This is a genomic window from Amycolatopsis sp. NPDC051758, from assembly GCF_044453095.1.
GTDB lineage: Bacteria > Actinomycetota > Actinomycetes > Mycobacteriales > Pseudonocardiaceae > Amycolatopsis.
This window is the reverse complement of record NZ_JBITCJ010000020.1, coordinates 22362-47767: the sequence shown is the minus strand read 5'-3', so window position 1 is coordinate 47767 and position 25406 is coordinate 22362. Positions and strand designations below refer to the sequence as shown.

Sequence of the window (25406 nt, the reverse complement as noted above, 5' to 3'; positions counted from 1 at the left end):
GGTCACTGCTCCTTGCCGGTGGTCTGCTGGACCACCGGCGAGAGCGGCCCGTAGCGCAGCGCCCGCAGGCGATACGCAGCGCCCTGTTCACCCGGGAGGGTGGACAGGGCGCACGTCGTCGTGTCCGGGTCGGTCACCTCGATCGGGGAGAACCCCGGCTCGCCCGGGCGGCGGATCTCCAGCAGGAAGCCGGCTTCGCCGGTCGAGCGGTCGGCCCAGGTGAACGTCACCGTGTCGCCCGACAGCACCGCGTGCAGGGCCGCCGGAGCCGTGTCCGGTGTTGGTGCTGAAGCCGGTGCGCCCGCGGTCGTCTCGGCCGACACGGGCCCCGAGAACGGCTGCTCCCGGTAGTAGAACGGCGTCTCGGGGATCAGGTCGGGGTGGTGGTAGCTCGTGGTGTGCGGCGGCAGGAACCGCAGTGTCGTCCACGGCCCGGCGGGGTCGTTCGTGTAGTCGACGCGGTGCCCGGCGTCGTCGTCGGGCCAGTGGAGCACCACGTCCGTCGGGGACGTCATGGTCGCGGTGAACGCGGGCGCCGGCGGGGGCGCGGGGGAACAGCCCGCGGCCAGCAGCGCCACCACTACGAGGGGTTTCACGGACACGGCGGCTCCCGGGACGGACGGGGGCGGCGGTGCGGACGTGATCAGCTTAGGAACCCGCCCGCACGGCGACAAGATCGTGCCGGTCACCGGGACGCACCAATCCGGCCGCGCTTCGGCGCCGAAGCGCGCGAATCCCGCTGAACCGTTCCCGGCCACCGTCCGTGTCTGAGGTGTCGAGGTCCGCCGGATGGCGGTGCCGCCCTCACCGAGGAGAGAACCACCATGAACCGTATCCGGCCGGTGCTCGCCGGCGCAGCCGCGCTAGCCGCCGTCGCCTCGCTCTCGGCCTGCAGTGACATCGCCTCCGAGGCCGCCGCGGGACCGGAACACGGACAGCCGGGGCACGTGATGTTGTCCGCGGCCACGGCCGCGGGACTGGGCGCCGTGGTCACCGACGTCGACGGCAAGACGCTGTACCGGTTCGACAAGGACCTCTCGCAGCCGCCGACGTCCAACTGTGACGGCGAATGCGCGGCGGCCTGGCCCCCGGTGCTCGCCGGGACGGGCTCACCGATGCTCAAGGGCATCCAGGACACCCAGGTCACCACGCTGACCCGGAAGGACGGCAGCAAGCAGCTCGCCCTCAACGGCTGGCCGCTGTACGAGTTCGCCGGCGACAAGCAAGCGGGCCAGGCGAACGGCCAGGGTGTCAACGGCACCTGGTTCGCGGTGGCCCCGGACGGCAGCAAGATCACCGCGGGCGGCCAGGCGCAACCCGCGGCCGGTGGCTCCGGGTACTGAGCACCGACGGTTTTCCGGGCAGAACGAGGAAGGACGGGCAGCCGATGAACACCATGGTCGCGCTGCGCTCGACGCACGCACCGCCGGTGGAGCTGAGGGTTGCACTACTGTCCTCGACGACTCAGAACACCGTCGGGAGGACGAGGGTGGCCATAGGAGGCAGGCGGCCTAAGAAGGCCAAGGGCGAAGACCTGATTCGGCAGTTGTACGCCGAACACGGGCGAAGCCTGCTGGCCTACGCGACGAGGCTGACCGGTGATCGGGCGGCAGCCGAGGACGTGGTCCAGGAGACGCTGGTAAGAGCGTGGAAACACGCGGACGACCTGCAGAACGACGGGAAGGGCTCGGTGCGCGGCTGGTTGCTGACCGTCGCGCGCAACTTGGTCACCGACCGGGCACGTGCCCGGGCGGCCCGGCCACAGGAGGTGGCCGAACCGGCCGAAGGCGTGCCGACCCCGGCCGTCGAGCGCGATCACGCCCAGGGCGTGGTCGACTCGATGACGGTGCTCGGCGCGATGGACGGTCTTTCGAACGAACATCGAGAGGTCCTGGTGGAGATCTACTACCGGGGACGGACGGTGGCCGAAGCGGCGAGAACACTGGGCGTCGCACCGGGTACCGTGAAATCAAGGTCGTACTACGCACTCAGGGCTCTCAGAGCCTCGATGATCTCGGGAAGCGGAACGGAGGTGGCGCGGTGAACGCGGTGGACGAGAGTCACACGCAGCTCGGCGCGTACGCCCTCGGGGCGCTCGACCCGGCGGAGGCGGCCGACTTCGAACGAAGGCACCTGCAAACCTGCGCTCAGTGCAGGTTCGACCTGAACGAGCTCGTGGCGTTGCGCGAGTCGCTCGACGAGGTGCCGCCCGAGGCGTTCCTCGACGGTCCGCCCGAAGGCGGCGATCTGCTGCTGCAGAAGACGTTGCGCCGGGTGCGCGACGACGAGCAGGCGGCGCCGGTGCGCTCGACGTCACGCCGGGGCCTGGCCCTGGTCGCGGCGGCGGTGCTGGTGGTGGCCGCGCTCGGTGGCGGTGTCCTCGTGGGGCGGCAGACCTCTCCGTCGAGTGACGTCGCGGTGCCGATCCCGGCACCCCAGACGGACGTGCCGGGCACCAAGAGCGTCGAAGGGCGCGATCCGACGACCGGTGTGCAGCTGGCCGCGTCGGTGAGCCCGTTCGCGGGCTGGGTCCGGGTGAACGTCGCGGTGCGAGGCGTGCACGCCGGGGAGAAGTGCCTGCTGCAGGTCACCACGAAGGACGGCCAAGCGGTGACGGCCGGCAGCTGGCAGGTGTCGGAGAAGTGGGAGAGCCAGGGCTTCTCGCTCGACGGGTCCGCGCTGGTCGCGCCCGACGACGTGAAGTCGGTCGACATCGTCACGGTGGACGGCCGGAAGCTGGTCTCGGCCCAGGTGTGACGCGGTGACGGGCGCGCGCTACCGGTTCCGCAGCACGTGGCTGCTGCCCGGTACCGCGCCTGAGCGGGTGTTCGGCGCGGTCACCGACCTCGCCGGCTACCCGCGGTGGTGGTCGGACGTCCGCACGGTGCGCCGGGTGGACGACGACACCGCCGAGCTGGTCTGCCGCTCGCGGCTGCCGTTCCGGCTGGTCGTCCGGATGCACCGGGACCACCAGGACGAGCGGGCGGGCCTGATGCGGGTCAGGCTCACCGGAGACCTCGACGGGTTCCTGGCCGGCGCGGTCCGCGCGGCGGGCGCGGGCACGCTGCTGGAGATCACCCAGGAGGTCCAGGCCCGCAAGGAGCTGCTGCGACGGCTCGACGTGGTGGCCCGGCCGCTGTTCCGCGCGAACCACGCGCTGATGATGCGGCGGGGTCACCGCGGCTTGAACGCCTACCTGGCGTGAGTGCAGCGCCGGCTCGGGTGGGTTGAAGGGTCGACACGGTCGGGGAAGCCGTGTCGACCCTTCAACCACGTGTGCCGGCTTTCTGGTCACGCCTGACCGGCGACGCAGACCTCGGGTTCCGCGGCAGCCGGGGACCGGCGCGCGAGCACCAGTCCGCCCAGGGCGACCGCTGCGATCAGGAAGCCCGCGCTCACGCCGTACGCGAGCCGGAAGCCGGCCGCCAGCGCCTCGCGGTGGTCCACCGAGCCGAGGCTCGCCGTGCGGGACGCGGCCACCGAAGCCAGCACCGCCGTGCCGATCGCCGCGCCGACCTGCTGGGTCGTGTTGATCAGGCCGGATGCGACGCCGGCGTCCTCCGGGGCGACGTCGGACATCGCCAGCCCCATCAGGGCCGGGATGGCCGCGCCGGCGCCGAGCCCCATCACCAGCAGCGGCGGCAGGACGTCGGTGAAGTAGGCACCCTCGACCGAGACCCGGGTGAGCAGCAGCAGGCCGGCGATCACCAGGCCGAGGCCGGACAGCAGCACCGTCCGCGGCCCGAACCGCGCCGCGAGCTTGTCCGCGAATCCCAGTGACGCCACCGCGATCACCAGCGGCACCGGCAGGAACGCGACGCCGGTGCGCAGCGCGTCGAGGCCCAGCACCTGCTGCAGGTACAACGCCGTGACGAACTGGAAGCCGAGCATGCCGGCGACCATCAGCACCATCACCAGGTTCGCGCCGGTGACCGCGCGGATCCGGAACAGCCGCAGCGGCAGCAGCGGGGTGCGGGCCTTGGCCTGCCGCACCACGAACGCGGCGAGCAGCACGACGGCGACGGCCAGCGCACTCCATTGGGAGTCTGAAATCGCATACACCCCCAGCATGACGGCCGCGGTGACCAGGACCGCGCCGAGCACGTCCAGGCCGGCCCGCAGCCCGGTGCCGCGGTCCGGCTCGACCACCCGCACGGCGAGCAGGTACGCCGCCACACCGATCGGCAGGTTGACGTAGAACGTCCAGTGCCAGCTCAGCGCCTGCGTCAGCGCGCCGCCCGCGATGAGCCCGATGGACGCGCCCGCGGCCTGCGTGAAGCTGTAGACGCCGATCGCCTTCGCCCGGGCCCGCGGCTCGGGGTACATCGTGACGATCATGCCCAGCACCACGGCCGAGGCGAGCGCGCCGCCGACACCCTGGGCGAACCGGGACACGACCAGCACGCCGGCGTTGTCCGCGAGGCCGGCGACCAGCGAGGACGCGGTGAACAGGCCGAGCCCGCCGAGGAAGACGCGGCGGCGGCCGAGCAGGTCGCCGAGCCGCCCGGAGATCAGGAGCAGGCCGCCGAAGGCGACCAGGTAGGCGGTGACGACCCAGGCCAGCCCGGCGGGCGTGAAGCCGAGGTCGGCCTGGATGGCGGGCAGCGCCACCGCGACGATGCTGCTGTCGAGCACGACCATCAGCGACGCGGCGCACAGCACCGCCAACGCCAGGCCGCGGGATCGGGTGGGGTGGTTCTCGGCCACGTTGTTGTCGAGCACAGTGGGGCCCTCCAGTCGAGCGTTCCCCCTGGTCGTTGCCAGGGCACTTCTTGTAACAGTGCCCATCATGTGTGACCATGGGTGCGCCGGGAAGGAGGCACTTTCATGTCCCAGGGGAACATCGATGTACCTGTCCAGGTCACCGAGATCGACCCGGAGAAACTCGATGTCTGCACGGTGCTGGAGGTCATCAACCGGATCAGCGGCAAGTGGGCGATCGGCATCCTCCTGGAGGCCATCCGCGGCCCGGTGCGGTTCACGGAGCTGGAGCGCGCGGTCGAGGGCATCAGCCGCCGGATGCTGACGCTGACGCTGCGCAACCTCGAGCGCGACGGCCTGCTGGAGCGCACGATCTACCCGACGGTCCCGCCGCGCGTGGAGTACGAAGCCACGTCGATGGCGAAGGAGCTGTACCAGTCGCTGAGCGGCCTGCTCGGCTGGGCGGAGCGGCACCGCGAGGACATCGCCGCGGCGCGCGTCGTCTACGACGGGCACGCCGCCTGCTGAAGCGGACATGGAAACGGGCCGCGGTGCGAAGTCGGGGAACTCGCACCGCGGCCCGCGTGGCTCGTGCTCAGCGGGGGCGTGAGCACGAACGTTCTGGGGTCAGGCCGGGGCCTTTTCGGGTTCCGGCTCGGATTTCACGTCGTCTTCGTCGAGCAGTGTCGATTCGTCGAACGGCGCGTGCCCGGCGAACACCCGTTGCGCCTGCTCGCGGTCGAACTCCTTGGTCCAGTTCCCGATCAGGACGGTGGCGACGGCGTTGCCGGCGAAGTTCGTCAGCGCGCGGGCCTCCGACATGAACCGGTCGATGCCGAGGATGAAGCCGACGCCGTTGACCAGTTCCGGCCGGTGCGACTGCAGGCCGCTCGCCAGGGTCGCGATGCCCGAGCCGCTGACACCCGCGGCGCCCTTCGACGCGATGATCATGAACACCAGCAGGCCGATCTGCGCGCCGATCGACAGCGGCTCGTCCTGCGCCGCGGCGATGAACAGCGTCGCCATGGTCAGGTAGATCGCGGTGCCGTCGAGGTTGAACGAGTAGCCCGTCGGCACGGTGATGCCGACGACCGACTTGCTGACACCGAGGTGCTCCATCTTCGCGATCAGCCGCGGCAGCGCCGACTCGGACGACGACGTCGACAGGATCAGCAGGAACTCACGGCCGAGGTAACGCAGCAGCTTGAAGATGTTGACCCGCGAACCGATCCACAGGACGGCGCCGAGGATGACGAACACGAACACCAGGCAGGTGGCGTAGAACCCGATCATGATCACGGCCAGGCTCTTCAACGCCGCGCCGCCGGTGGCGCCGACGACGGCCGCGATCGCGCCGAACGCGCCGATCGGGGCGGCCCACATGATCATGGCCAGGACGCGGAACACCAGGCGCTGGATGTGCTCGATGCCGCGCAGGATCGGGGCGCCCTTGGGGCCGAGCTTCTGGAGCGCGAACCCGACGAGCAGCGCGACCAGCAGCGTCTGCAGCACCTCACCTTCGGTGAAGGCCGAGACGAGTGTTTTCGGGATGATGCCCAGCGCGAATTCGACGGGCCCTTCGGCGCCGGTGGCCGACTTCTGGACGCTCTTCACGTCCGCCGGGTTCAGGTGCAGGCCGGTGCCCGGGTGCAGGATGTTGCCGACGACCAGGCCGATGGCGAGGGCGAAGGTCGACATGATGATGAAGTAGAACAGCGCCATCAGGCCGACCTTGCCGACCTGCGCGGCCTTCGCGACCGAGCCGACGCCGAGCACGATGGTGCAGAAGATGATCGGGGAGATCATCATCTTGATCAGGTTGACAAAACCGTCACCGAGGGGCTTGAGGCCCTTGGCGAAGTCGGGGAACAGGAAGCCCACCGCGATGCCCAGCGCGACCGCGACGATCACGGCCAGGTACAGGTAGTGGGTCTTGTCCCGCTTGCGCGGGGTCTCGTCGGTTGTCGGTGGGGTCGGCACCGTTGCCTCCAGCTCAGGGGTGTTCCAGGTTGCGGCACACTGTAGGCGCACTCGGGTGACCCGGCTCACTTGTGTTCATTGAGTTCGCGCGACGAACGCACCGTCCCGTTCGGACACCGGAGTGCCCGTGTGCTGGTATGAGGTGGTGATCCCGACGTCGCGGTTCCGCTGGAGCCTGGCCCGCCAGCTGCTCGTGCTGCAGCTGGTGGTGCTGTGCGTGCTGGCCGGCGCGGGGATCACCTTCGCCTACCTCGACGCGCGGCAGGCGGTCGGCGAGAACGCGCGTGACCAGGTCCGCGTGATCGCCCTGGCGGTGGCGGACGCGCCGACCGTCGCCGCCGCGGCGGCGACGCCGAACCCGAGCGCCACGCTGCAGCCGTTCGCGCTGCGAGTGCAGGCCCACACCGACGTCGACTTCATCACGATCATGAGCCCGGCCGGGATCCGCTACACGCACCCGAACCCGGCGCTGATCGGCCAGCACTACATCGGCACGATCGCCCAGGCACAGCAGGGGCAGGAGCACACCGAGACCTACACCGGCTCGCTCGGCCCGTCGGTGCGCACGGTCGTGCCGGTGTTCGGGCCGGGGCAGCGGGTGGTCGCGCTGGTCGCGGTCGGGATCACCGTCGCGGCGATCTCGGCCGAGCTGCGCGAACGGCTGTGGCCGCTGTTCGGCGTCGCCGGTGCGGTGCTGCTGGTCGGGGCACTGGGCGGCTGGCTGATCAGCGCCCGGCTGCGGCGCCAGACCCGCGGGATCGCGCCGGACGAGCTGAGCAACCTCTTCGAATACCACGAAGCCGTGCTGCACTCGGTGCGTGAAGGGGTGCTGCTCGTCGGCCGCGACGGGCGGATCGGGCTCTGCAACGACGGCGCGCGCACGCTCCTCGGCCTCGACGCCGACCCGGTCGGCCGCGAGCTGGCGTCCTTGGGCCTGCCGGACGAGCTGGCGCGGGCGTTCACCTCCGCCGAAAACCGGGCCGAGGAACTGCACCTGACCGACGCCCGCGTGCTGCTGGTCGGCACCTCCGCCGTCCGCTCGGGCGGGCGGGCGCAGGGCACCGTCGTCGTCCTGCGTGACCACACGGAACTGCAGACGCTGACCGGGGAGCTGACCACCGCCCGGGGTCTCGCGGAGGCGCTGCGGTCGCAGGCGCACGAGGCGGCGAACCGGCTGCACACCGTCGTTTCCCTGGTCGAGATCGGCAAACCGGCACAGGCGGTCGAGTTCGCGACCGCCGAGCTCGCGCTCGCCCAGGAGCTGACCGACCGGGTTGTCGGCGCCGTCGCCGAACCCGTGCTTGCCGCACTGCTGCTGGGAAAGGCGGCCGAGGCGAGTGAACGCGGCGTCGAGCTGACGGTCACGCCGGACACCGTGATCGACGACGCCGATCTCGGCATCGCCGCCCGCGACCTGGTGACCATCCTCGGCAACCTGATCGACAACGGCATCGACGCGGCCGTGCGCGGCGGCGGCCGGCCGGCGGTCGTCGTCACCGCCCGCACCGAGGAAGGCGGGCTGCTGCTGCGTGTCGCCGACACCGGCCCAGGCGTCCCCGACGACGCCGACGTCTTCCGCCGCGGCTGGTCCACGAAGGCGGAAGACGGCCACGGGCTCGGCCTCGCGCTCGTCGGGCAGGCGGTGCGCCGCTACGGCGGTACGGTCGACATCGGACGGGACGGCGGCGCGGTGTTCACCGTGCGGCTGCCGCGGCGGGAGGCGGACCGGTGATCCGGGTGCTGGTGGTGGAGGACGAGCCGGTGGCCGCCGAGGCGCACCGCGTCTACGTCGAACGGCTGCCGGGCTTCTCGGTGGCCGGCGTGGTCCACTCCGGCGGTGACGCGCTGCGGTTCTGCGAGCGCGAGCCGGTCGACCTGGTGCTGCTGGACTTCTACCTGCCCGACACGCACGGCCTGGCGGTCTGCCGGTCGCTGCGCGCGGCCGGGGTGCCGATCGACGTCATCGCCGTGACGTCGGCGCGCGACCTCGGGCTGGTGAAGGCCGCGGTGTCGGTCGGCGTGGTGCAGTACCTGCTCAAGCCGTTCACCTTCGCCACCCTGCGCGAAAAACTGGAGCGCTACGCCGAGTTCCGCGACGCTTCCGGCGAGGTCACCGGCCAGGCCGAGATCGACCGCGCCCTCGGCGCGCTGCGCACGACCGAGCAGCCGCCGCTGCCGAAGGGGATGAGCGTCCAGACCCTGGAGGCGATCACCGACGCGCTGGCCGGCGCCACGGAAGGACTCTCCGCGGGCGCGGCGGCGAGCGCGATCGGCGCGTCCCGCGTCACGGCCCGGCGGTACCTGGAGTACTTGGCGGACAACGGCATGGCCCACCGCGAGCCGCACTACGGCCAGGTGGGGCGGCCCGAGGTCTGGTACCGCCTCACCCGCGTATGACGACTTACAGCCGGTCGGTCAGGAGCTGCGCGAGCTTGGTGTAGACCTCGGCGCTGAAGGGGCGGAGGTAGAGCTCGGCCACCCGGGTCTGGCCGTGGGACTTCTTCACCACCAGCACCATGACGTCGCCGAAGTTGGTGCCGTCCAAGGAGCACGTGCGGGTCGTGCCGGCCACTCCGGCGATCGGTTTTGCCGGGCCCTTGCAGTCCCTCGTCCAGTCGGTGACCAGGGACGAGACCTGCCCGGTACCCGGGACGACGGTGACGAACAGGTCGAGCAGCTGCCGGCCGCCGGTCCGGCTGGCGTAGTTGCAGTGGTAGGTCGTGGCGTCCTGCTGCGTGGTCGTCGCCTCCTCGACCGCGTAGGCGTCCAGGACGACGCCCATCGTGGCGCTCGATTCGGTCACCCCCAAGAACGGGCAGGCCGACGTCACCTTGGCCGGCGAGTTCGGCGGCGGTGGCTGCGGTGTGGTCTTCGGCTGCGAGCCCGGCCCCGGGCCCAGCGCGGGCGCGTCGGACGTCGGAACCGGCTTTGTCGTCGACGGCACCACCGAAGCAGTGGTCTGCGCGACCGGCGCGGGCGCCGGCGTCGAGCACGCGGTCAGCAGCGCCAGCGCAGCCGCAACCGCCAGGATTCCCCCTCGATTCCCCATCCCGTGAGGATAGTCCGACTTCCGGCGGTTCCGGTGGTGATCTCCGTCCGGTAGACCGGGAGCATGCGGAAGTGGGCCGGACTCGTCGCAGCCATCGTCCTGGGTTTCGGGCTCGCCAACCCCGCGCAAGCGGCGGAACCGGCAGCCACCGTCACCGACGTCCAAGTGACCGGGCCGGTCGCGCAGCGGTTCAACCTCGTGGTGCTCGGCGACGGCTACACCGCCGCCGAGCAGCCGAAGTTCTTCGCCGACGTCGAGCGGCACATCGACACGCTGTGGTCGCTGGAGCCGTTCAAGTCCTACCGCAGCTACTTCAACGTCTACGCCGTGTCCATCGCCTCACCGGAGTCCGGTGTGGACTGTGACCCCTCGCTCGACGCACCGGTCCGGGACACCCCGCTGAACATGGGGTTCTGGGGCGGCTGCACCGCTTCGAGCGTCCAGCGCCTGCTGACCGTCGACGACGCGGCCGCGCAGCGGTACGCCGACCTCGTGCCCGGCACCACGCGCGCGAACCGTCAGATCCTCGCCCTCGCCAACAGCGGCACCTACGGCGGCGCCGGTGGCACCTACGCGACGGCGTCGGGCGGGAACGCGCTTTCCGCGCTGATCTCGCCGCACGAGCTGGGGCATTCGCTCGGCGGTCTCGACGACGAATACGACTACTACGCCCGCGCCGTCCCGGGTGGCGCGTACGAAGGCGGCGAGCCCGATTCGATCCACCACACCCTGCTGACCGAGCGGCAGCTGCGTGACCAGCACAAGAAGTGGTGGCGCTGGCTGGGTGAGCCGAGCGAGTCCGGCGGCCGGATCGGCCGGTTCGAAGGCGGCCTGTACACCCAGACCGGCGTCTGGCGGCCGAGCAAGCACTCGATGATGAAGACCCTCGGGTACGCGTTCGACCAGGTCGGCCGCGAACGGATGACGCAGCGGATCGCCACGAAGGTCCCGCTCGTCGGCGGCGGCACGCCGGCCGGGACGATCGGCGCCGACCGGGTGGTGTGGGTCCGGCCGATGCACCCGGTCAGCCACCGCCTCGACGTCACCTGGACCCTCGACGGCGTGGTGCTGCCCGGCCGGGAGGCGGTCGACCTCCGGAAGGCGCACGTGAAGCCGGGGAAGCACACGTTGACGGCGAAGGTGACCGATCCGACGCCGTTCGTCCGCGACCCGGCCGCGCGGCCGACCTCGACCCGCAGCTGGACCGTCGACACCTCGGTGGTCACGCCGCCGTCCGGGGGACCGGCGGTGGTGGCCTCGACGCCGACCGCCGCGCCGGTGGGCGGGCACGACGTCGTCCACGTCGAAACCGGGGAGCCGACCGGCTCGATCCCGCCGGTTCGCTGGGCCCTCGACGGGAGGCCGGTCGGGAGCGGGCCCGACTTCGCCCTCGACGAGTCACGCGGGGCGCACACGCTCACCGCGACGACGGGCGGCACCACGCTGACCTGGACGGTGGACGCGGCGGGTCCGTCGACCACGGCCGAGCTGCCGCCCGCGAAGGACCACGTGTTCCACGGGTCGTTCACGATGCGGCTGACCGCGTCCGACGGCATGCCGGAGTTCCGCGTCGACGGCGACGGCTGGCACAAGTACTACGGCTGGCCGACCGACGCGAACGCGCCGTACCTGTTCACCGCGCGCGGCACGGAGATCGACGGCCTGGCGTACGGCAACCTCGGCCCGGACGGCCTCACCGTGTCACCGTTCACCGAACGCACCCCGGGCTACGGCCGCCACCGGATCGAATACCGGTCCATCGACGAGGCGGGCAACGTGGGCCCGACGAAGTCGGTCACGGTGACGCTGCTGCCGTGATCAGCGCGGCCGGCCCGGCACCCCGGGCCGGGTCTGCCACGGGTGCGGGCCGTCAAGCGGCCGGTACTCGACGCCGAGCGCGTCCAGCCGCGGCAAGTGGTGGTCCCGCAGCCGCGGCAGGAACTCGGCGTAGTCCCGGCTCCCGGTGCTCCAGGCGACCTCCGCGAACGCCGACAGCCGCGGGAAGGCCATGTAGTCGACCCGCCGGACGCTGTCCAGGTGCTCGCTCCACACCTGCGCCTGGACACCGCGCAGCCGCGGGCCGGTCAACGCGGGCTCGTACGCGTAGACGTCCTCCAGCGTGTGGACCATGCCGACCGGGATCGGCTCGTCCGGGTGCGCGGACTGGCGGTGGTCCAGGTAGACGTGCTGCTCGGGGCACATGACCACGTCGTGCCCGGCTGCCGCGGCCTGCTGGCCCGCCGTCTCGTTCTGCCAGGAGCCGATCACCATCGGGGGGAGACCGCCGATGTCGAGGACCTCGTCCCAGCCCATCGGCGTCCGGCCGCGCGCCACCAGGTGCTCGGCCAGCAGCCGGACGAACTTGCGGTGCTCGTCGGTCGCCCCCGGTGTCTCGTCACCGCCCAGGGCGATCACCGGCGACGGGAAGATCTCCAGCAGGTGGTCGAAGACGCGGCGGAAGAAGTCCAATGTGGACTCGGACGGGTCCAGCAGGGAAGTGCTGATGCCCCAGGCGGTCCAGATCTCGTAGGACTCTTCGGTGCCCAGTTCGGGGTAGGCCGCCAGCGCCGCTCGCGCGTGGCCGGGGATGTCGATCTCCGGCACCACGGTGACGGCCCGCTCGGCCGCGTAGGCGACGATCTCCCGCAGGTCGTCGCCGGTGTAGAAGCCGCCGTGCGGACGGCCGTCCTGGGTGCCCCCGCTGCCGGCCATCGACGACGGCCGCCAGCCGCCCACCGACGTCAACCGCGGAAACGACGGGACCTCGAACCGCCAGCCCTGGTCGTCGGTGAGGTGCAGGTTGAGCACGTTCAGCTTGTGCGCGGCCAGCAGGTCGACGAACCGCAGCACCTCGGCCTTGGTCCGGAAGTGCCGGGCGACGTCGAGCAGGCAGCCGCGCCAGCCGAACCGCGGATGGTCCTCGACCACACCGCACGGCATCGTCAGTCCACTGTGGATCGACGCGGCGCGGAACGCGTCCGGGCCCACGAGCTGCCGCAGGGTCTGCCGCCCGTAGACCTCCCCGGCCGCGTCACCGCAGAACAACACGACCCCGTCCGGGGAGATCTCCAGCCGGTAGCCCTCCGCGGGCAAGGAAGCGGACCGGACTTCCACCGCGGACGGCCACGGGCACGAACCCGATGCGGGTGTTACGGAAACCGGGCGGGGGAGCAGGGTTTCGAACGACATGTCAGCCCTTCACGGCGCCGGCCATGCCGGACACCAGCCGTCGTTGCACGAGGACGAAGAACACGAGCACCGGGATCGTCATCAGGGTCGACGACGCCATCACCGCGCCCCAGTCGGTGTCCTCCGGCTTGAAGAACACCAGGATCGCCTGCGGCAGCGTCTGGTTCTCGGTCTTGGAGATGATGAACGTCTTGGCGAACAGGAAGTCGTTCCAGGCGTGGATGAACGCGAGCACGCTGACCGCGACCAGTCCCGGCGCGACCAGCGGGAACAGGATCTGCCAGGTGAACCGCATCCGGGACGCGCCGTCGAGCTTCGCCGCCTCTTCGAGCTCCACCGGCACCGCCGCGACGAACCCGCGCAGCATCCAGATCGCGAACGGCAGGCTGAACGCCAGGTGCACCAGCACCAGCGAGCCCAGCTCGTTCAGCCCGAAGGCGGGCGCGACCCCGCCGATCTGGCGCATCAGGAAGAACAGCGGGATGGTCAGCGCCTCCACCGGCACCATCTGGGCGACCAGGACCATCACCAGCAGCACGGTCCGGCCCTTGAACGAGAACCGCGTCAGCGCGACCGCGGCGAGGAACGACAACAGCAGCGAAAGCGCCACGACGACCAGCGCCACCACCAGGCTGTTCAGGAAGAACCGCCCGAAGCCGGACACGGTGAGGACCCGCGAAAAGCTCTCGAACGACGGGCTGAACGTCCACGGTTTCGGGTTCGCCGACTGGATCTCGCCCGGCGGTTTCACCGCCGACAGCAGCATCCAGTACAGCGGGAAGGCGACCACGCCGGCGATCACCACCGTGACGACCTCGGCGATCAGCCGGCCGGGACGGCGCACGGTCAGAGCCATGCCGCGCTCCGGCGCTGCGACCGGACGTACAGCCCGGTGACGGACAGCAGCAACAGCGTCATCACGACTCCGATCGCCGAGCCGAGGCCGTACTCCTGCCCGGCGAAGGCCTGTTGGTAGGCGTAGACGTTGAGCACGAGGTTGCGCCCGGCCACCCCGCCGCCGTTGGTCATCACGTAGATCTGGGTGAACACCTTGAAGTCCCAGATGATCGACTGCACGGTCGCGATCATCAGCAGCGGCCGCACCATCGGCAGCACGACGGCCCAGGTCGTGCGCCACACCGACGCGCCGTCGAGCGACGCCGCCTCGAGCACCTCGTCGGGCACCCCCTTGATCCCGGCGTACATCGTCACCAGCACGAACGGGAACGAGCACCAGATCACCTCGGCGGCCACCAGCCCGAACGCGCCGAGCGTGCCGAAGGTCCACGAGTGGTGCTCGAACGGCAGCCCGATCCCCGAGAGCACCTCGTTGACCAGGCCGAAGTCGGTGTCGAAGAGGAACAGCCAGACGTAGGAGCCGGCGATCGCCGGGGTGGACCACGCGCCCAGCGCGGCCAGGAACAGCAGCGTCCGGGGGAGCGAGCGCACGCGGCTGGCCAGCACGGCGAGCCCGGTGCCGACGATCAGGCTGCCGACCACGCAGGCCGCGGCGAAGCCGACCGTCTTGCCGAGCACCGTCCAGAACTGCGCCTGGGACAGCAGGTCGGCGTAGTTCGCGAAGCCGAGGAACACCAGCGGCGCGTTGCCCGCGGCCTGCGGCTGGCCGTAGTCGTAGAACGAGATCAGGACGAGCTGGTAGATCGGGTAGGCCAGCATCGCCGCGAGCAGGACGCCCGCCGGGGCGAGGTAGAGCGCGGCGGCCCGCCCGTCCCGCCGCCGTCGCGGCGCTTTTGCCGCCGCCGCGACGGGACGGACCTGGTGTGCGACCACTACCCGAAGGCCTTGTCCATCGCCGCGGCGGCCTCGGTGAGCGCCGCCGACGGGTCCTTGCCGCCGGTCGCGATCTGCTGCACGGCCGTCGGCAGCACGTTCTGGCTGTCGATCTTCGACCACGCCGGGGTCGCCGGGACGAACTTCGTGCCCGCCTTCAGGGTGTCGACGAACGCCTTGAGGGACGGGTCGTTCGTGGCGAGCTTCTGCTGCACGCTGCCGAGCGTGGGCAGGTTCCCCATCGCGGTGTACATCTTCTCCTGGTACTTCGCGCCACCGAGCAGCTCGATGAACTCCAGGGCCAGGCCGCGGTGCTTGCTCGCGCCGAACACGCCGAGCAGGTTGCCGCCGGCGAACGCCGGGGCGACACTGCCCGACGTCATGCCCGGCAGCGGCACGATCGTGTACTTGCCCTTGACCGCGCCCTGCTCGACGGCCTTGCGGTTGAAGTCGCCGCCGATGGTCATCCCGGCCTTGCCGCCGGCGAACGCCGTGACGCTCTGCGTGCCGGTCAGGTTCGCGCACTGCGCGGGCGGGCAGATGTCGTCCTTGAGCAGGTTGGCGTACTGGGTCACGCCGGCCTTGGCCTGCTCGCCGGTCACCGCCGACTTCCACTTGCCGTCGCTCTGCTGCGCCAGCTCACCGCCGTTGGCCCAGAGGAACGGCAGCATCGCATAGGTGTACTTGCCGCCGACGGCGATGCCGTAGAGGTCCGGCTTGGCCGCGCGGATCCTGCGGGCGGCGTCGGTCAGCTCGGCGAGCGTCGTGGGCGGCTTCAGGCCGAGCTCGGTGAAGACGTCGGTGCGGTAGTACAACGCGCGGATGCCGGTGTACCAGGGCAGGCCGTAGGTCTTGCCGCCGGACTTCGCCGTCTCCAGCACGGTCGGGAGGAGGTCCTTGCCCTCACCCCACGACGCGAGGTCGCCGGTCAGGTCGGCGAGTGCGCCGGTGGCGGCGTAGCTGGAGACGTCGGTGTTGCCGAACTCGGCGACGTCCGGGGCGCTGGCGGGGTCGGTGAAGGCGCCGGAGAACTTGTCGGCGCGCCCCTCGACCGGCACCCACTGGACGTCGACCTCGACACCCTGGTGCGCCGCCTTGAACTCGGTGATCGCTTCCTTGACCGCGGCCTCCTTCGGCGCGCGGTTGGCCTCGTCGAACAGCCAGACGCGGACGGTGCCGGTCTTCTCGTCCCCGCCGGTGCCCGCGGGCGCGGACTGGGTGGGCGCGCAGCCGGCCAGCAGGGCCAGCCCGGCGACGACGGGCAGGGTGCGGCGCAGTCTCATGGGGATCCTCCAGTGCGGCCTGGGGTCAGGCGAAGTAGACGGAGTTGACACTGCCGACGGCAAGGCTGCCGGCAACCGCGCCGGGCAGGCCGGTGGCCGGGTCGCGGGGCAGCCAGGTGACGGTGCCGGAACGCTGGTTCGAGACGTAGAACCAGTTCTCCGCCGGGTCGAGCGCCACGTGCCGCGGCCAGTTGCCGCCGGTGGACACAGTGGACACCAGCTCGAGCGTCGCACCGGCGACGGAGAACGTCGCCAGGGTGTTGGGCCCGCGGACGGTGGCGTAGGCGAACTTCCCGTCCCGGGACAGGATGATCTCACCCGGGAACAGGTCGCCGGTGCTGCCCGGCGGCACGGCCGGGACGACCGAAAGCGCCTTCAGCGTGCCGGTGGCGGCGTCCCAGCTCGTCACCGTCACCTCCGGCCGCAGCTCCTGCAGCACGTAGGCGAACTTCCCGGTCTTGTCGAACGCGAGGTGCCGCGGCCCGGCGCCGGCCGGCAGCTTCAGCTGCTGGTGCAACGCCAGCTTCCCGGTCGCGACGTCGAGCGAGTAGACGTACACCGAGTCGGCGCCGAGGTCGACCGACAGCACCCAGCGCCCGGTCGGGTCGTTGACCACCTGGTGGGCGTGGGCCTGCCCGGAATCGGCCCGGTGCGTCACCAGATCCGTCGCCGCGCCGAGCTTGCCGCCGGCCAGGATCGGCAGCACGACGACGCTGCCCGAGCTGTAGTTCGCGGCCAGCACGTACTTCCCGCTCGAGTGCACGCTCAGGTGCGTCGGCGCGCCACCCTTCGACGAAACCTTGTTGAGCAGCTTCGGATTCGGGGCGTCGGTGATGTTCAGCGCCGAAACGAAGCCGCTCGGATCGCCTTCATTGGTGACGTACAGCGTCTTTCCGTCGGCGCTGTGGTCGAACCACGACGTGTCGGTGATGCGGGGCACCGTGCGGACGGGGTTCAGGGTCGCGCCGGTCCGGCTCGAGACGTCGAGGCCGTGCCCGTCCGCACCGCTGGTGTAACTGCCGATGTACACGGTGGCTCCGGCGATGCAGCCCTTGGCCGTGGTCGCCGCCGAAGCGAACTGCGCGCCGAGAACGGTGGCAGCACTCGCACCGGCAGCGGCGCCGAGGAACGTGCGACGGGAAAGTCCGGTCATCGTCTTTGTCTCCCAACGGTTCGGGCGGCGGCTTCCCTCCAGTATGGTCTAGACCACGGCCATGAGCAATGCCGAAACCGCGAATCCGGAAACGGAAAGCACGGTTTCCAGCGCGGTCCAGGACTTGATCGTCTGCGTCACCGAAAGGTTGAAGTAGCGCGAGACGATCCAGAACCCGCCGTCGTTGACGTGCGAAGCGATGATCGAGCCGGCCGAGATCGCCATCACCAGCAGGGCCAGCTGGATCTGCGAATACCCGAGCTGGGCGACGGCCGGGCCGAGGATGGTCGACGTGGTCACGATCGCGACGGTCGCCGAGCCCTGCGCGATGCGCATGCCGCAGCTGATCACGTACGCCGCGATGATCACCGGCAGCCCGGCGTCGTGCAGCGAGTCGGCCACGGCCTTGCCGATCCCGGTCGCCGAAAGCACCCCGCCGAAGAACGCGCCCGCGCCGACCACCAGCAGGATCATCGCGACCGGCCGCAGCGACTTGGCCGCGAGCTCGTTGAGGTCCTTGCCGGTGAGCCCGCGGCGCAGGCCCAGCAGCCAGGACGCGAGCAGGACGGCGACGGTCAGGGCCACGGCCGGGGTGCCGATGAACGCGGCGACGCCGGCGAGCGCGGAGCCCTTCGGCAGCCAGATGCTGCCGAACGTGCCGGCCAGGATGAGCACCAGCGGCACCGCGATGATCCCGGCGACCAGGCCCAGCGACGGCGGGTTCTCGTCGTGCTCACCCTCGTCCTCGGCGATGACCATTTCCTCGGGCACCCCGACGTTGATGCGCTTGCCGATCCAGGTCGCGTACAGCACACCGCCGATGAGGAACGCCGGGATGCCGCAGGCCAGGCCCATCAGGATGATCCAGCCGAGCTCGACGTGCAGCAGGCCCGCCGCGGCCACCGGACCGGGGTGCGGCGGCAGGAACGCGTGCGTGATCGACAGGCCCGCGATGAGCGGCATCGCGTAGAGCACCAGCGAGCGGCCGCCCTGCTTAGCCGCGACGTAGACGAGCGGGGCCAGCACGAAGATGCCGATGTCGAAGAACACCGGGATGCCGAAGATGAACCCGGCGAGGCCCATCGCCAGCGGCGCGCGCTTTTCACCGAACGAGCGCAGCAGCGCGCCGGTGAGCACCCTGGCGCCACCGGAGCGTTCCAGGATCGAGCCGAGGATCGTGCCCAGCCCGATGATCGCCGTGATGTGGCCGAGGATGCTGCCGAACCCCTTCTCCAGCAAGGAGTCCGCCGACTTCTGGGCCGAGCCGACGATCGTGCCGACCGGCAGGCCCGCGGCCAGCGCGGTGAGCAGGCCGACGACGATCAGCGCGATGAACGGCTCCAGCTTGAGCTTGATGATCAGCACCAGCAGGACGGCGATCGAGACGGCGGCGAGCGTGAGCAGGCCACCCGTGGTGTGTTGCAGCCAGTGGATCATCGGGTTCTCCCGGGATTGCGCAGGGACGCACCGGCAAGGGCGCCGGTGGGACGGCCGTCGTCGAGGGCGGCGACGCCGTTGACGAACACGTGGGTGATCCCCGCGGCGGCCTGCCGCGGGTGGTCGAAGGTGGCGGTGTCGGCGACCGCCTCGGGGTCGAACAGCACCAGGTCCGCGGCGTACCCGGCGCGGACGAGCCCGCGGTCGGTCAGCCGCAGCCGCCGGGCGGCCCGCCCGGTGAGGTGGGCGACGCACTCGGCGAGGTCCAGCACGCCCAGTTCGCGGACGTACCGGGCCAGGTAGCGGGGGAACGTGCCCCAGGCGCGCGGGTGCGGCCGCGCGCCGACGAGCAGGCCGTCGCTGCCGCCGGTGTGGGTGCGGTGCCGCATGATCGCCTGGACGTTCTCCTCGTGCCCGACGTGCATGAGGCACGACGTGCCGAGCCGTTCGTCCAGGAGCGTGTCGAAGTACAGTGCCGCCGGTTCGACGCCGGCGGCGCGCGCCGAACCGGCGACACTGTGGCCCACCAGGTGGTTGTTGCGATCGTTGCGGACGCCGTTGATCTCGATGGCGTCCCAGTCGATCGGGACGCCGTGCGCACCGTCCGAACCGGACTCTTCGATCTCGGCCCGGATCCGCTCGCGCGTGTCCACATCGGACAGCCGGGCCAGGGTGGCGTCGAGCCCGCCTTCGGTGGCCCAGCTGGGCAGCAGCGCGGAGAGGTAGGTCGCGCCCGGCAGGTACGGGTAGGTGTCGAGGCTGATGTCGCAGCCGTCGTCGAGCGCGTCGTCCAGGAGCTTCAGCAGGTCGGGCGCTTTGCCTTTGTTGACCGAGAAGTTCATCGTCGCGTGCGCCAGGTGCAGCGGGCAGCCCGAGCGGCGGGAGACGTCGATCATCTCGGCGAACGCTTCGAGCGCACCCTTGCCGTAGCTGCGGTGGTGCGGGCTGTAGAACCCGCCGCCCTCGCCGACGACCTTGCACAGCTCGACCAGCTCACCGGTGCCGGCGTACATCCCGGGGGTGTAGGTGAGCCCGGACGACATGCCCATCGCGCCCTCGGCCAGGCCGGTCGCGACGAGGTCCTTCATCCGGGCCAGCTCGGCGTCCGTGGCCGGGCGGTCGTCGAAGCCGACGGCGAGCATCCGGACGGTGCCCTGCGGCACGAGGTAGGCCGCGTTGACGGCGATGCCCTGGTCGAGGCGGTCGAGGTACTCGCCGACCGAGCGCCAGTTCCAGTCGAAGCCCGCCGGGTCGTCGTTCCAGCCCGCGAGCTGCTGCCGCAGCGCTTCGAGGACGGCGTCGTCGACCGGCGCGTACGACAGCCCGTCCTGGCCGAGGACCTCGGTCGTGACGCCCTGGGTGATCTTCGCCGGGTGGTCCGGGTTGGCCAGCAGCTGCAGGTCGGAGTGCGAATGCATGTCGATGAACCCGGGCGCGAGCACCAGGCCGTCGGCGTCGATGTTCCGCCGCCCGGCCAGCGAGCCCGCCTCGGCGACGCTGGCGATCCGCCCGCCGGTGATGCCGACGTCGTGGCGGGTGAGCGCGTCACCGGTGCCGTCGGCGACCAGGGCGCCGCGGAAGACGACGTCCATCAGAACCACGTCCGGACGAGGTCGACGACGGTTTCGCCGTCGGCCGCGGTCACCGGCAGCAGCGGCCACTTGTCGAACACCGTGCACGGGTGCGAGAGGCCGAGCCCGATCCAGTCGCCGACCTCGACCGGCGACCCCGGGGGCAGGGTCAGGAACGCGTGCTGGTCGTTCATCTTCGCGACGACGTGGCCTTCGAGGGCCTCGGCGGGGCCGTTCGGCGTGCGGCGCAGCTGCGGCTCGGGCATGCCTTCGTCGAACGACGCGTCACGTTTGCCGATGGTCAGCAGCGCGAGTTCGTCCGACGGCTTCGACGTCACCTGCGCCCACGCCCGGAGCGCAGGCCGGAACGAGTCGACGCCGGTGATGCGCGGGTGGTCGCCGAGTGGGGAGATCTCGCGGTAGAAGCCGTCGTCGTGGGTGACGTACGCGCCGCTGCGCAGCACCGGCAGCACGTCGAGGCCGTCCGGCCACGGCTTCGTGAGTTCGTTGGCGACCTGGTCGAAGTACGCGCTGCCGCCGGCGGTGACGATGATCTGCCCGTCGAGCATGCCCTTGTCGGCGAACGTGATCGCGAGGTTTCGCAGACCGTCCACATAGGAGCTGATCTTGGCGAGCGCGGCTTCGTCGGTGTCGTGCGAGAGCGCGCCCTCGTAGCCGCCGGTGCCACGCAGCCGCAACACCGGGCTCGCGTGCACCGCCTCGGCGACGGCCAGCGCGGTCGCGGTGTCGCGGACTCCGGTGCGGCCGCCGTCGGCACCCAGTTCGAGGAGGACGTCGACCGGCCGCTCGCTGCCTTCGAGGGCCTCGGTCATCAGCTCGACGCCGCGGACCGAGTCCACCCAGCAGACGAACTCGAACGCGGGGTCCGCGGCCAGCTCGGCCGCCAGCCAGCGCAGGCCGCTCGGGTCGAGAAGCTGGTTGGCCAGCAGGATCCGGGACACCCCGAACGCGCGGTAGATCCGGAGGTGACCGGCGTTCGCGCAGGTGACGCCCCAGGCGCCGTGCTCGATCTGGCGGGCGAACAGCTGCGGCGCCATGGTCGTCTTGCCGTGCGGGGCGAGCACCACGCCGCGGGCGGCGCACCACGCGGCCATCGTGCGCAGGTTGTGTTCGAGCGCTTCTTCGTCGAGGACGACGAAGGGGGCGAAGAAACCGTCGGTGAACAGGTTGAGCCGGCGGCCCGCGGCTTCGGCGAGGGTGAGCCCGGTCAGGGCGGGGGCAGCCGAGCGGAACCGCCAGTCGATCCGCTCCTGGCGGAGGGCGTCGAGCGCGGTGGCATCCATCTGGCAAACATTCATCGGCGGCGACCTCGGTTGCGTATGTTGCAACGACTGTTGCGCATTTTGAGTGCCATAGGTGTAGCATCCGGGTCGGCACAGGTCAACGGGAAGATGGACAGGGGAGACGGAAAGTGACGAGCGGGCCCGAGGTGCTCTGTGTCGGCGAGACGATGGCGCTGTTCGTGCCCGCCGAACCCGGCCCGCCGGACCAGGTCAAGCAGTGGCTGCGCACGATCGGCGGCGCCGAGTCGAACGTGGCCTGCCACCTGCCGGCGCTGGGGGTGCCGAGCGGCTGGGTGAGCGCGGTCGGCGACGATCCGTTCGGCCGCGCGATGCTGCGGGAGATCAGCGCCGCGGGCGTCGACGTCGGCGCGTGTTACGTCGATCCGGCGCGCCCGACCGGGCTCTACATCAAGGAAAGCGGCGCGGGCGGCAGCCCGGTCCGCTACTACCGGGCCGGCTCCGCGGCGTCCGGGATGGGTCCTTCGCTGCTGGACCGGCTCGACCTCGACGGTGTCCGCGTGCTGCACCTGTCCGGCATCACGCCCGCGCTGTCCGAAAGCTGCCTCGCGCTGGTCCGGGCGCTCCTGGACCTGCCCCGCGGCGACCGCTTGATCTCCTTCGACGTCAACCTGCGGCCCGCGCTCTGGACCGGCCGGGACCCCCGCCTGCTCGCGGACCTGGCCGGGCAGGCGGACATCGTGCTGACCGGCGACGACGAGGCGCAGCGGGTGTGGGGGACCGGCGACCCGGCCGAACTGCGCGCGCTGCTGCCCGGCCCGCGCACGCTCGTCGTCAAGCACGGGGAACGCGGGGCGACCCTGGTCGAAGGGGAACCGCTGTTCGCCCCGGCGCTGCAGGTCGACGTCGTCGAACCGGTCGGCGCCGGCGACGCGTTCGCCGCCGGTTTCCTGGCCGCGACGTTGCGCGGCGCCGAGCCCCTGGCCCGGCTGCGGCAGGGGCACCTGCAGGCCGCCGCCACCCTGCTCACCCACGACGACGTCGGTGTGCCGCTGCCGCGCACGGTCGTCGATAGCCTGCTGCACGCGGACCCGGACGAGTGGCGTTCGGCGCGGCTGACCGGAGAGGGTGTGCTCGCTTGAGTCAAAGTCTGGACCGCGCGCTGACGTTGCTGAATTCGATCGCGAAGGACGCGCGCACCCTCGACGACCTCGCCGAAGAGATCGGCGTGCACAAGTCGACGGTGCTGCGGCTGCTGCGCACCCTCGAACAGCACCACTTCGTCCGCCGCGAAGGCACCCGCTACTACCGGCTGGGCAGCGCGATGTTCGACCTCGCCAACCAGGCCCTCGATTCGATCGACGTCCGCCGCAGCGCCCAGCCGGCGCTGGCCGCGCTCAACGCCCGCACCGGGCACACCGTGCACCTCGCGAGCTACGACGACGGCGAAGTCGTCTACATCGACAAGTACGAAGGCCGCCACTCGGTGCGGATGTACTCCCGCGTCGGCAAGCGCGCGCCGCTGCACTGCACTGCGGTGGGGAAGGTGCTGGTCGCCGCGATGCCCGCGGCGAAGCGTGCGGAGATCGCGCGGTCCATCGAATACCCGGTGCTGACCCCGAACACGATCACCTCGGCCGAGGCCTACCTCGCCGAGCTGGACCGCGTCGACCGGCTCGGGTACGCCGTCGACAACGCCGAGCACGAGGACTTCATCCACTGCATCGCGGCGCCGGTGCGCGGCGCGGACGGCGAGGTGCTGGCCGCCGCGTCGATGTCGGTGCCGAAGGTGCTGCTCGACCACGAAGGCCTGCTCGCGCTGGTGCCCGAGCTGCGGGCCGCCACCACGGAAGCTTCCGTCCACAGTGGATGGACGGAGAACGGAAAGGGGCACTGATGAGCAAGACGGCAGTTTCCACCGAGAACGCGCCGAAGCCGCCGGCGAAGTTCTCGCAGGCCGTCCGCAAGGGGAACCTGCTGCAGGTCGCCGGCCAGGTCGCCTTCGACCCGGCCACCAACCAGATCGTCGGCGACGACGTCGCGGGCCAGACGCGGCAGACGTTCAAGAACATCGAAGCCGTGCTCGCGGAAGCGGGTTCGAGCCTGGCCGACGCGATCATGGTGCGCGTCTACCTCACCGACACCGCGCACTTCGCGCCGTTCAACGAGGTCTACAACGAGCTGATCGGCGACGCGCCGCACGCCGCCCGCACGACGGTGTACGTCGGCCTCCCGGGCGAGCTGCTCGTCGAGATCGACGTGCTCTGCGTGCTGGACTGAGCCCTCGGGTGGGCCGGGCCGGGCCCGGCCCACCCGCTCAGCCGAGAACGCTCGTGTACCCGTTGAGCGCGGGCTGCCCGCCGAGGTGGGCGTAGAGCACGTTCGAGTCGCGGGGGATCTCTCCGGTGCCGACCAGGTCGATGAGCGCGGCCATCGACTTCCCCTCGTAGATCGGGTCGGTGATCATCGCCTCCAGCCGCGCGCAGGTCTCGATGGCTTCGATGGTGTGCTTGTCGGGGATGCCGTAGATCCCGGCGTGGTAGCGGTCGTCGAGTTCCACCTCCGGAATGTCGCTCGCGCCGATCAGCTTCGCGGTGTTCTGCGCGATCCGCGTCACCTGCGCGCGGGTGGCCTCCGGCTTGGCCGAGGCGTCGATGCCGAGGATGCGCCGCGGGCGGCCGAGCGCCGAGCCGGCCACCATGCCGGCCTGCGTGCTGCCGGTGACCGAGCAGACGACGACGGTGTCGAAGAAGACGCCGAGCTCCTTCTCCTGCGCTTCGAGCTCGAGGATCCAGTTCGCGAAGCCGAGCCCGCCGAGCGGGTGGTCGGAGGCGCCGGCCGGGATGGCGTACGGCTTTCCCTCACCCGCTTCGAGCTCGGCGACGGTCTCTTCCCAGGCCTTCTTGAAGCCGATGCTGAACCCCGCGTTGACCAGCCGGACCTCCGCGCCCAGTATCCGCGACAGCTGGATGTTGCCCGCCTTCAGGTAGAGCGGGTCGTGCCAGTCCACCCAGCTTTCCTGCACCAGCACCGCCTTCAGCCCGGCGCGCGCCGCGGCCGCCGCGACCTGCCGGGTGTGGTTGGACTGCACCCCGCCGACCGAGACGAGCGTGTCCGCGCCGCTCGCCAGCGCGTCGGCCACCAGGTACTCGAGCTTGCGGGTCTTGTTGCCCCCGAACGCGAGCCCGGAGTTCATGTCCTCGCGCTTGGCCCAGATCTTGGCGCCCCCGAGGTGTTCGGTGAGCCGTTCCAGCGGGTGCACCGGCGACGGGCCGATCAGCAGCGGGTAGCGCGGGAAATCGGCGATGGTCATCGGTCCTCCAGGAGGTCGGTCCAGATGGTCGAGATCACGGAGACCGCCGTGTCGGGGTCGTGCGCTTCCAGTGCGTCGATGAGCTTCGTGTGGCGGTCGACCGAGTTCCGGCCGAGTGCCGAGCCGAAGCGGACGTGCTCCAGCCGGCGCAGGAGGGGTGTGTAGCGGTCGAGGGTCGCGGCGATCGCGGCGTTGCCGGCCAGCCGGACGGGGATGGCGTGCAGCTCGTCGTCCGCTTCCACCGCACCCGGGATGTCGCCGGCTTCGATCGCTTCGGAGAACCGGCCGTTCGCCGCCCGCATCGCGGCGACGTCGGCCGGGCCGCAGCGCAGCGCCGCCTGGCGGGCGGTGAACTCGTGCAGCACCCGGACGATCTCCCGGGCGTCGGCGACGTCGGCGGTCAGCACCTCGGAGACCCGGGTGTAGCTCTGCGGCTTCGAGTCGACGAGGCCGTCCTCGGCCAGCCGCAGCAGGGCCTGGCGGACGGGGGCCTTCGACAGGCCGAGCTGGTCGGCGAGGTCGGCGTCGCGCAGGGGAGCGCCGGGCGGCAGCGTGCCGTCGACGATCGCGTGCCGGATGCGGTCGTACGCCTCGTCGCGCAGCAGAGGGCGGGTGACCTTCGAGAGACTCACATCTAACATGTTAGATGTGGGACGAATCGCCCGGCAAGGAGCCGG

25 protein-coding genes are annotated in these 25406 nt (G+C 71.1%); 11 read left to right on the top strand and 14 right to left on the bottom strand.

The features are described from left to right. Positions 1 to 2: 2 nt before the first annotated feature. A complete protein-coding gene (locus ACIA5G_RS50215) occupies positions 3 to 602 on the bottom strand; it encodes a fibronectin type III domain-containing protein (RefSeq protein ID WP_395937016.1) in 600 nt (199 codons plus the stop codon). A 222-nt stretch (positions 603 to 824) separates the two neighbouring features. Here ACIA5G_RS50215 and ACIA5G_RS50210 point away from each other — a divergent pair, with 222 nt between their 5' ends. The 4 genes from ACIA5G_RS50210 (at position 825) to ACIA5G_RS50195 (ending at position 3205) form a co-directional block, all read left to right on the top strand. Continuing rightward, positions 825 to 1343, top strand: a complete 519-nt coding sequence (locus ACIA5G_RS50210; RefSeq protein ID WP_395937014.1) for a hypothetical protein — start codon at positions 825 to 827, stop codon at positions 1341 to 1343. A gap of 146 nt (positions 1344 to 1489) precedes the next feature. Beyond that, positions 1490 to 2044, top strand: coding sequence for a sigma-70 family RNA polymerase sigma factor (locus ACIA5G_RS50205; RefSeq protein ID WP_323331623.1), 555 nt, complete (start codon positions 1490 to 1492; stop codon positions 2042 to 2044). Next, entirely contained in the window at positions 2041 to 2757 is a 717-nt protein-coding gene (locus tag ACIA5G_RS50200) for an anti-sigma factor family protein (protein ID WP_395937012.1), read from the top strand. Before ACIA5G_RS50205 ends, ACIA5G_RS50200 begins: the two co-directional genes overlap by 4 nt. Before the next feature lie 4 nt (positions 2758 to 2761). After that, complete coding sequence (locus ACIA5G_RS50195; protein WP_395937010.1) at positions 2762 to 3205, top strand: SRPBCC family protein; 444 nt, start codon at positions 2762 to 2764, stop codon at positions 3203 to 3205. Between the two features lie 86 nt (positions 3206 to 3291). Here the strand turns inward: ACIA5G_RS50195 and ACIA5G_RS50190 are convergent, their stop codons facing one another. Further along, positions 3292 to 4707 (bottom strand): MFS transporter, encoded by a 1416-nt coding sequence (locus ACIA5G_RS50190; protein WP_395937126.1) that lies wholly within the window; start codon positions 4705 to 4707, stop codon positions 3292 to 3294. A 120-nt stretch (positions 4708 to 4827) separates the two neighbouring features. Between ACIA5G_RS50190 and ACIA5G_RS50185 the strand changes: the two genes are divergently transcribed. Continuing rightward, positions 4828 to 5229, top strand: coding sequence for a winged helix-turn-helix transcriptional regulator (locus ACIA5G_RS50185; protein ID WP_395937008.1), 402 nt, complete (start codon positions 4828 to 4830; stop codon positions 5227 to 5229). A 99-nt stretch (positions 5230 to 5328) separates the two neighbouring features. On the opposite strand, the gene ACIA5G_RS50180 is transcribed toward ACIA5G_RS50185, so the two are convergent. Continuing rightward, positions 5329 to 6681, bottom strand: coding sequence for a cation:dicarboxylate symporter family transporter (locus tag ACIA5G_RS50180; RefSeq protein ID WP_395937006.1), 1353 nt, complete (start codon positions 6679 to 6681; stop codon positions 5329 to 5331). A gap of 127 nt (positions 6682 to 6808) precedes the next feature. On the opposite strand from ACIA5G_RS50180, the gene ACIA5G_RS50175 reads away from it, so the two are divergent. Together ACIA5G_RS50175 and ACIA5G_RS50170 are read left to right on the top strand one after the other, a co-directional pair. Next, complete coding sequence (locus ACIA5G_RS50175) at positions 6809 to 8413, top strand: ATP-binding protein (protein ID WP_395937004.1); 1605 nt, start codon at positions 6809 to 6811, stop codon at positions 8411 to 8413. Beyond that, entirely contained in the window at positions 8410 to 9078 is a 669-nt protein-coding gene (locus ACIA5G_RS50170; protein ID WP_395937002.1) for a response regulator, read from the top strand. Before ACIA5G_RS50175 ends, ACIA5G_RS50170 begins: the two co-directional genes overlap by 4 nt. 4 nt (positions 9079 to 9082) lie before the next feature. Here the strand turns inward: ACIA5G_RS50170 and ACIA5G_RS50165 are convergent, their stop codons facing one another. Continuing rightward, entirely contained in the window at positions 9083 to 9730 is a 648-nt protein-coding gene (locus ACIA5G_RS50165) for a hypothetical protein (protein ID WP_395937000.1), read from the bottom strand. Positions 9731 to 9793: 63 nt separating this feature from the next. Here ACIA5G_RS50165 and ACIA5G_RS50160 point away from each other — a divergent pair, with 63 nt between their 5' ends. Then, entirely contained in the window at positions 9794 to 11548 is a 1755-nt protein-coding gene (locus ACIA5G_RS50160) for a M64 family metallopeptidase (RefSeq protein ID WP_395936998.1), read from the top strand. Here ACIA5G_RS50160 and ACIA5G_RS50155 read toward each other — a convergent pair whose 3' ends face one another. Genes ACIA5G_RS50155 through ACIA5G_RS50120 form a run of 8 tightly spaced genes read right to left on the bottom strand, consistent with a single transcriptional unit; the run spans position 11549 to position 21458 of the window. After that, positions 11549 to 12919 carry a beta-N-acetylhexosaminidase gene (locus tag ACIA5G_RS50155; protein ID WP_395936996.1) on the bottom strand — a complete coding sequence of 457 codons (1371 nt, stop codon included), beginning with the start codon at positions 12917 to 12919 and terminating at the stop codon, positions 11549 to 11551. It lies immediately after the preceding gene. Between the two features lies 1 nt (position 12920). Further along, complete coding sequence (locus ACIA5G_RS50150; RefSeq protein WP_395936994.1) at positions 12921 to 13775, bottom strand: carbohydrate ABC transporter permease; 855 nt, start codon at positions 13773 to 13775, stop codon at positions 12921 to 12923. Continuing rightward, positions 13766 to 14710 (bottom strand): carbohydrate ABC transporter permease, encoded by a 945-nt coding sequence (locus tag ACIA5G_RS50145; RefSeq protein WP_395936992.1) that lies wholly within the window; start codon positions 14708 to 14710, stop codon positions 13766 to 13768. The genes ACIA5G_RS50150 and ACIA5G_RS50145 overlap by 10 nt, the downstream gene beginning before the upstream one ends. Then, a complete protein-coding gene (locus ACIA5G_RS50140; RefSeq protein WP_395936991.1) occupies positions 14710 to 15993 on the bottom strand; it encodes an extracellular solute-binding protein in 1284 nt (427 codons plus the stop codon). The genes ACIA5G_RS50145 and ACIA5G_RS50140 overlap by 1 nt, the downstream gene beginning before the upstream one ends. Positions 15994 to 16018: 25 nt before the next feature. Further along, the gene (locus tag ACIA5G_RS50135; RefSeq protein ID WP_395936990.1) at positions 16019 to 17146 is read right to left on the bottom strand and encodes a lactonase family protein; all 1128 of its coding nucleotides are present in this window, start codon (positions 17144 to 17146) and stop codon (positions 16019 to 16021) included. 48 nt (positions 17147 to 17194) lie between these two features. Then, positions 17195 to 18583: a GntP family permease gene (locus tag ACIA5G_RS50130; protein WP_395936988.1), complete on the bottom strand. Its 1389-nt coding sequence runs from the start codon at positions 18581 to 18583 to the stop codon at positions 17195 to 17197. After that, positions 18580 to 20175 (bottom strand): amidohydrolase family protein, encoded by a 1596-nt coding sequence (locus ACIA5G_RS50125; RefSeq protein ID WP_395936986.1) that lies wholly within the window; start codon positions 20173 to 20175, stop codon positions 18580 to 18582. The genes ACIA5G_RS50130 and ACIA5G_RS50125 overlap by 4 nt, the downstream gene beginning before the upstream one ends. Beyond that, positions 20175 to 21458 carry an amino acid deaminase gene (locus ACIA5G_RS50120; RefSeq protein WP_395936984.1) on the bottom strand — a complete coding sequence of 428 codons (1284 nt, stop codon included), beginning with the start codon at positions 21456 to 21458 and terminating at the stop codon, positions 20175 to 20177. Before ACIA5G_RS50120 ends, ACIA5G_RS50125 begins: the two co-directional genes overlap by 1 nt. Positions 21459 to 21586: 128 nt before the next feature. On the opposite strand from ACIA5G_RS50120, the gene ACIA5G_RS50115 reads away from it, so the two are divergent. From ACIA5G_RS50115 to ACIA5G_RS50105, 3 genes are read left to right on the top strand one after another with little or no spacing between them, the layout of a single operon-like run. Beyond that, on the top strand, positions 21587 to 22558 hold the full coding sequence (locus ACIA5G_RS50115) for a sugar kinase (RefSeq protein WP_395936982.1): 972 nt from the start codon (positions 21587 to 21589) through the stop codon (positions 22556 to 22558). Beyond that, positions 22555 to 23313 (top strand): IclR family transcriptional regulator, encoded by a 759-nt coding sequence (locus tag ACIA5G_RS50110; RefSeq protein WP_395936980.1) that lies wholly within the window; start codon positions 22555 to 22557, stop codon positions 23311 to 23313. The genes ACIA5G_RS50115 and ACIA5G_RS50110 overlap by 4 nt, the downstream gene beginning before the upstream one ends. After that, a complete protein-coding gene (locus tag ACIA5G_RS50105) occupies positions 23313 to 23696 on the top strand; it encodes a RidA family protein (RefSeq protein ID WP_395936978.1) in 384 nt (127 codons plus the stop codon). Before ACIA5G_RS50110 ends, ACIA5G_RS50105 begins: the two co-directional genes overlap by 1 nt. 37 nt (positions 23697 to 23733) lie before the next feature. On the opposite strand, the gene ACIA5G_RS50100 is transcribed toward ACIA5G_RS50105, so the two are convergent. Then, entirely contained in the window at positions 23734 to 24729 is a 996-nt protein-coding gene (locus ACIA5G_RS50100) for a 1-aminocyclopropane-1-carboxylate deaminase (protein WP_395936976.1), read from the bottom strand. Beyond that, on the bottom strand, positions 24726 to 25370 hold the full coding sequence (locus ACIA5G_RS50095) for a GntR family transcriptional regulator (protein WP_395936974.1): 645 nt from the start codon (positions 25368 to 25370) through the stop codon (positions 24726 to 24728). Before ACIA5G_RS50095 ends, ACIA5G_RS50100 begins: the two co-directional genes overlap by 4 nt. Positions 25371 to 25406 lie beyond the last annotated feature (36 nt).

Coding starts and splice junctions, on each gene's coding strand:
- ACIA5G_RS50210 (WP_395937014.1), top strand. CDS start 825: ATGAACCGTATCCGGCCGGTGCTCGCCGGCGCAGCCGCGCTAGCCGCC.
- ACIA5G_RS50185 (WP_395937008.1), top strand. CDS start 4,828: ATGTCCCAGGGGAACATCGATGTACCTGTCCAGGTCACCGAGATCGAC.
- ACIA5G_RS50165 (WP_395937000.1), bottom strand. CDS start 9,730: ATGGGGAATCGAGGGGGAATCCTGGCGGTTGCGGCTGCGCTGGCGCTG.
- ACIA5G_RS50160 (WP_395936998.1), top strand. CDS start 9,794: ATGCGGAAGTGGGCCGGACTCGTCGCAGCCATCGTCCTGGGTTTCGGG.
- ACIA5G_RS50155 (WP_395936996.1), bottom strand. CDS start 12,919: ATGTCGTTCGAAACCCTGCTCCCCCGCCCGGTTTCCGTAACACCCGCA.
- ACIA5G_RS50150 (WP_395936994.1), bottom strand. CDS start 13,775: ATGGCTCTGACCGTGCGCCGTCCCGGCCGGCTGATCGCCGAGGTCGTC.
- ACIA5G_RS50140 (WP_395936991.1), bottom strand. CDS start 15,993: ATGAGACTGCGCCGCACCCTGCCCGTCGTCGCCGGGCTGGCCCTGCTG.
- ACIA5G_RS50135 (WP_395936990.1), bottom strand. CDS start 17,146: ATGACCGGACTTTCCCGTCGCACGTTCCTCGGCGCCGCTGCCGGTGCG.
- ACIA5G_RS50130 (WP_395936988.1), bottom strand. CDS start 18,583: ATGATCCACTGGCTGCAACACACCACGGGTGGCCTGCTCACGCTCGCC.
- ACIA5G_RS50125 (WP_395936986.1), bottom strand. CDS start 20,175: ATGGACGTCGTCTTCCGCGGCGCCCTGGTCGCCGACGGCACCGGTGAC.
- ACIA5G_RS50120 (WP_395936984.1), bottom strand. CDS start 21,458: ATGGATGCCACCGCGCTCGACGCCCTCCGCCAGGAGCGGATCGACTGG.
- ACIA5G_RS50105 (WP_395936978.1), top strand. CDS start 23,313: ATGAGCAAGACGGCAGTTTCCACCGAGAACGCGCCGAAGCCGCCGGCG.
- ACIA5G_RS50100 (WP_395936976.1), bottom strand. CDS start 24,729: ATGACCATCGCCGATTTCCCGCGCTACCCGCTGCTGATCGGCCCGTCG.
- ACIA5G_RS50095 (WP_395936974.1), bottom strand. CDS start 25,370: ATGTTAGATGTGAGTCTCTCGAAGGTCACCCGCCCTCTGCTGCGCGAC.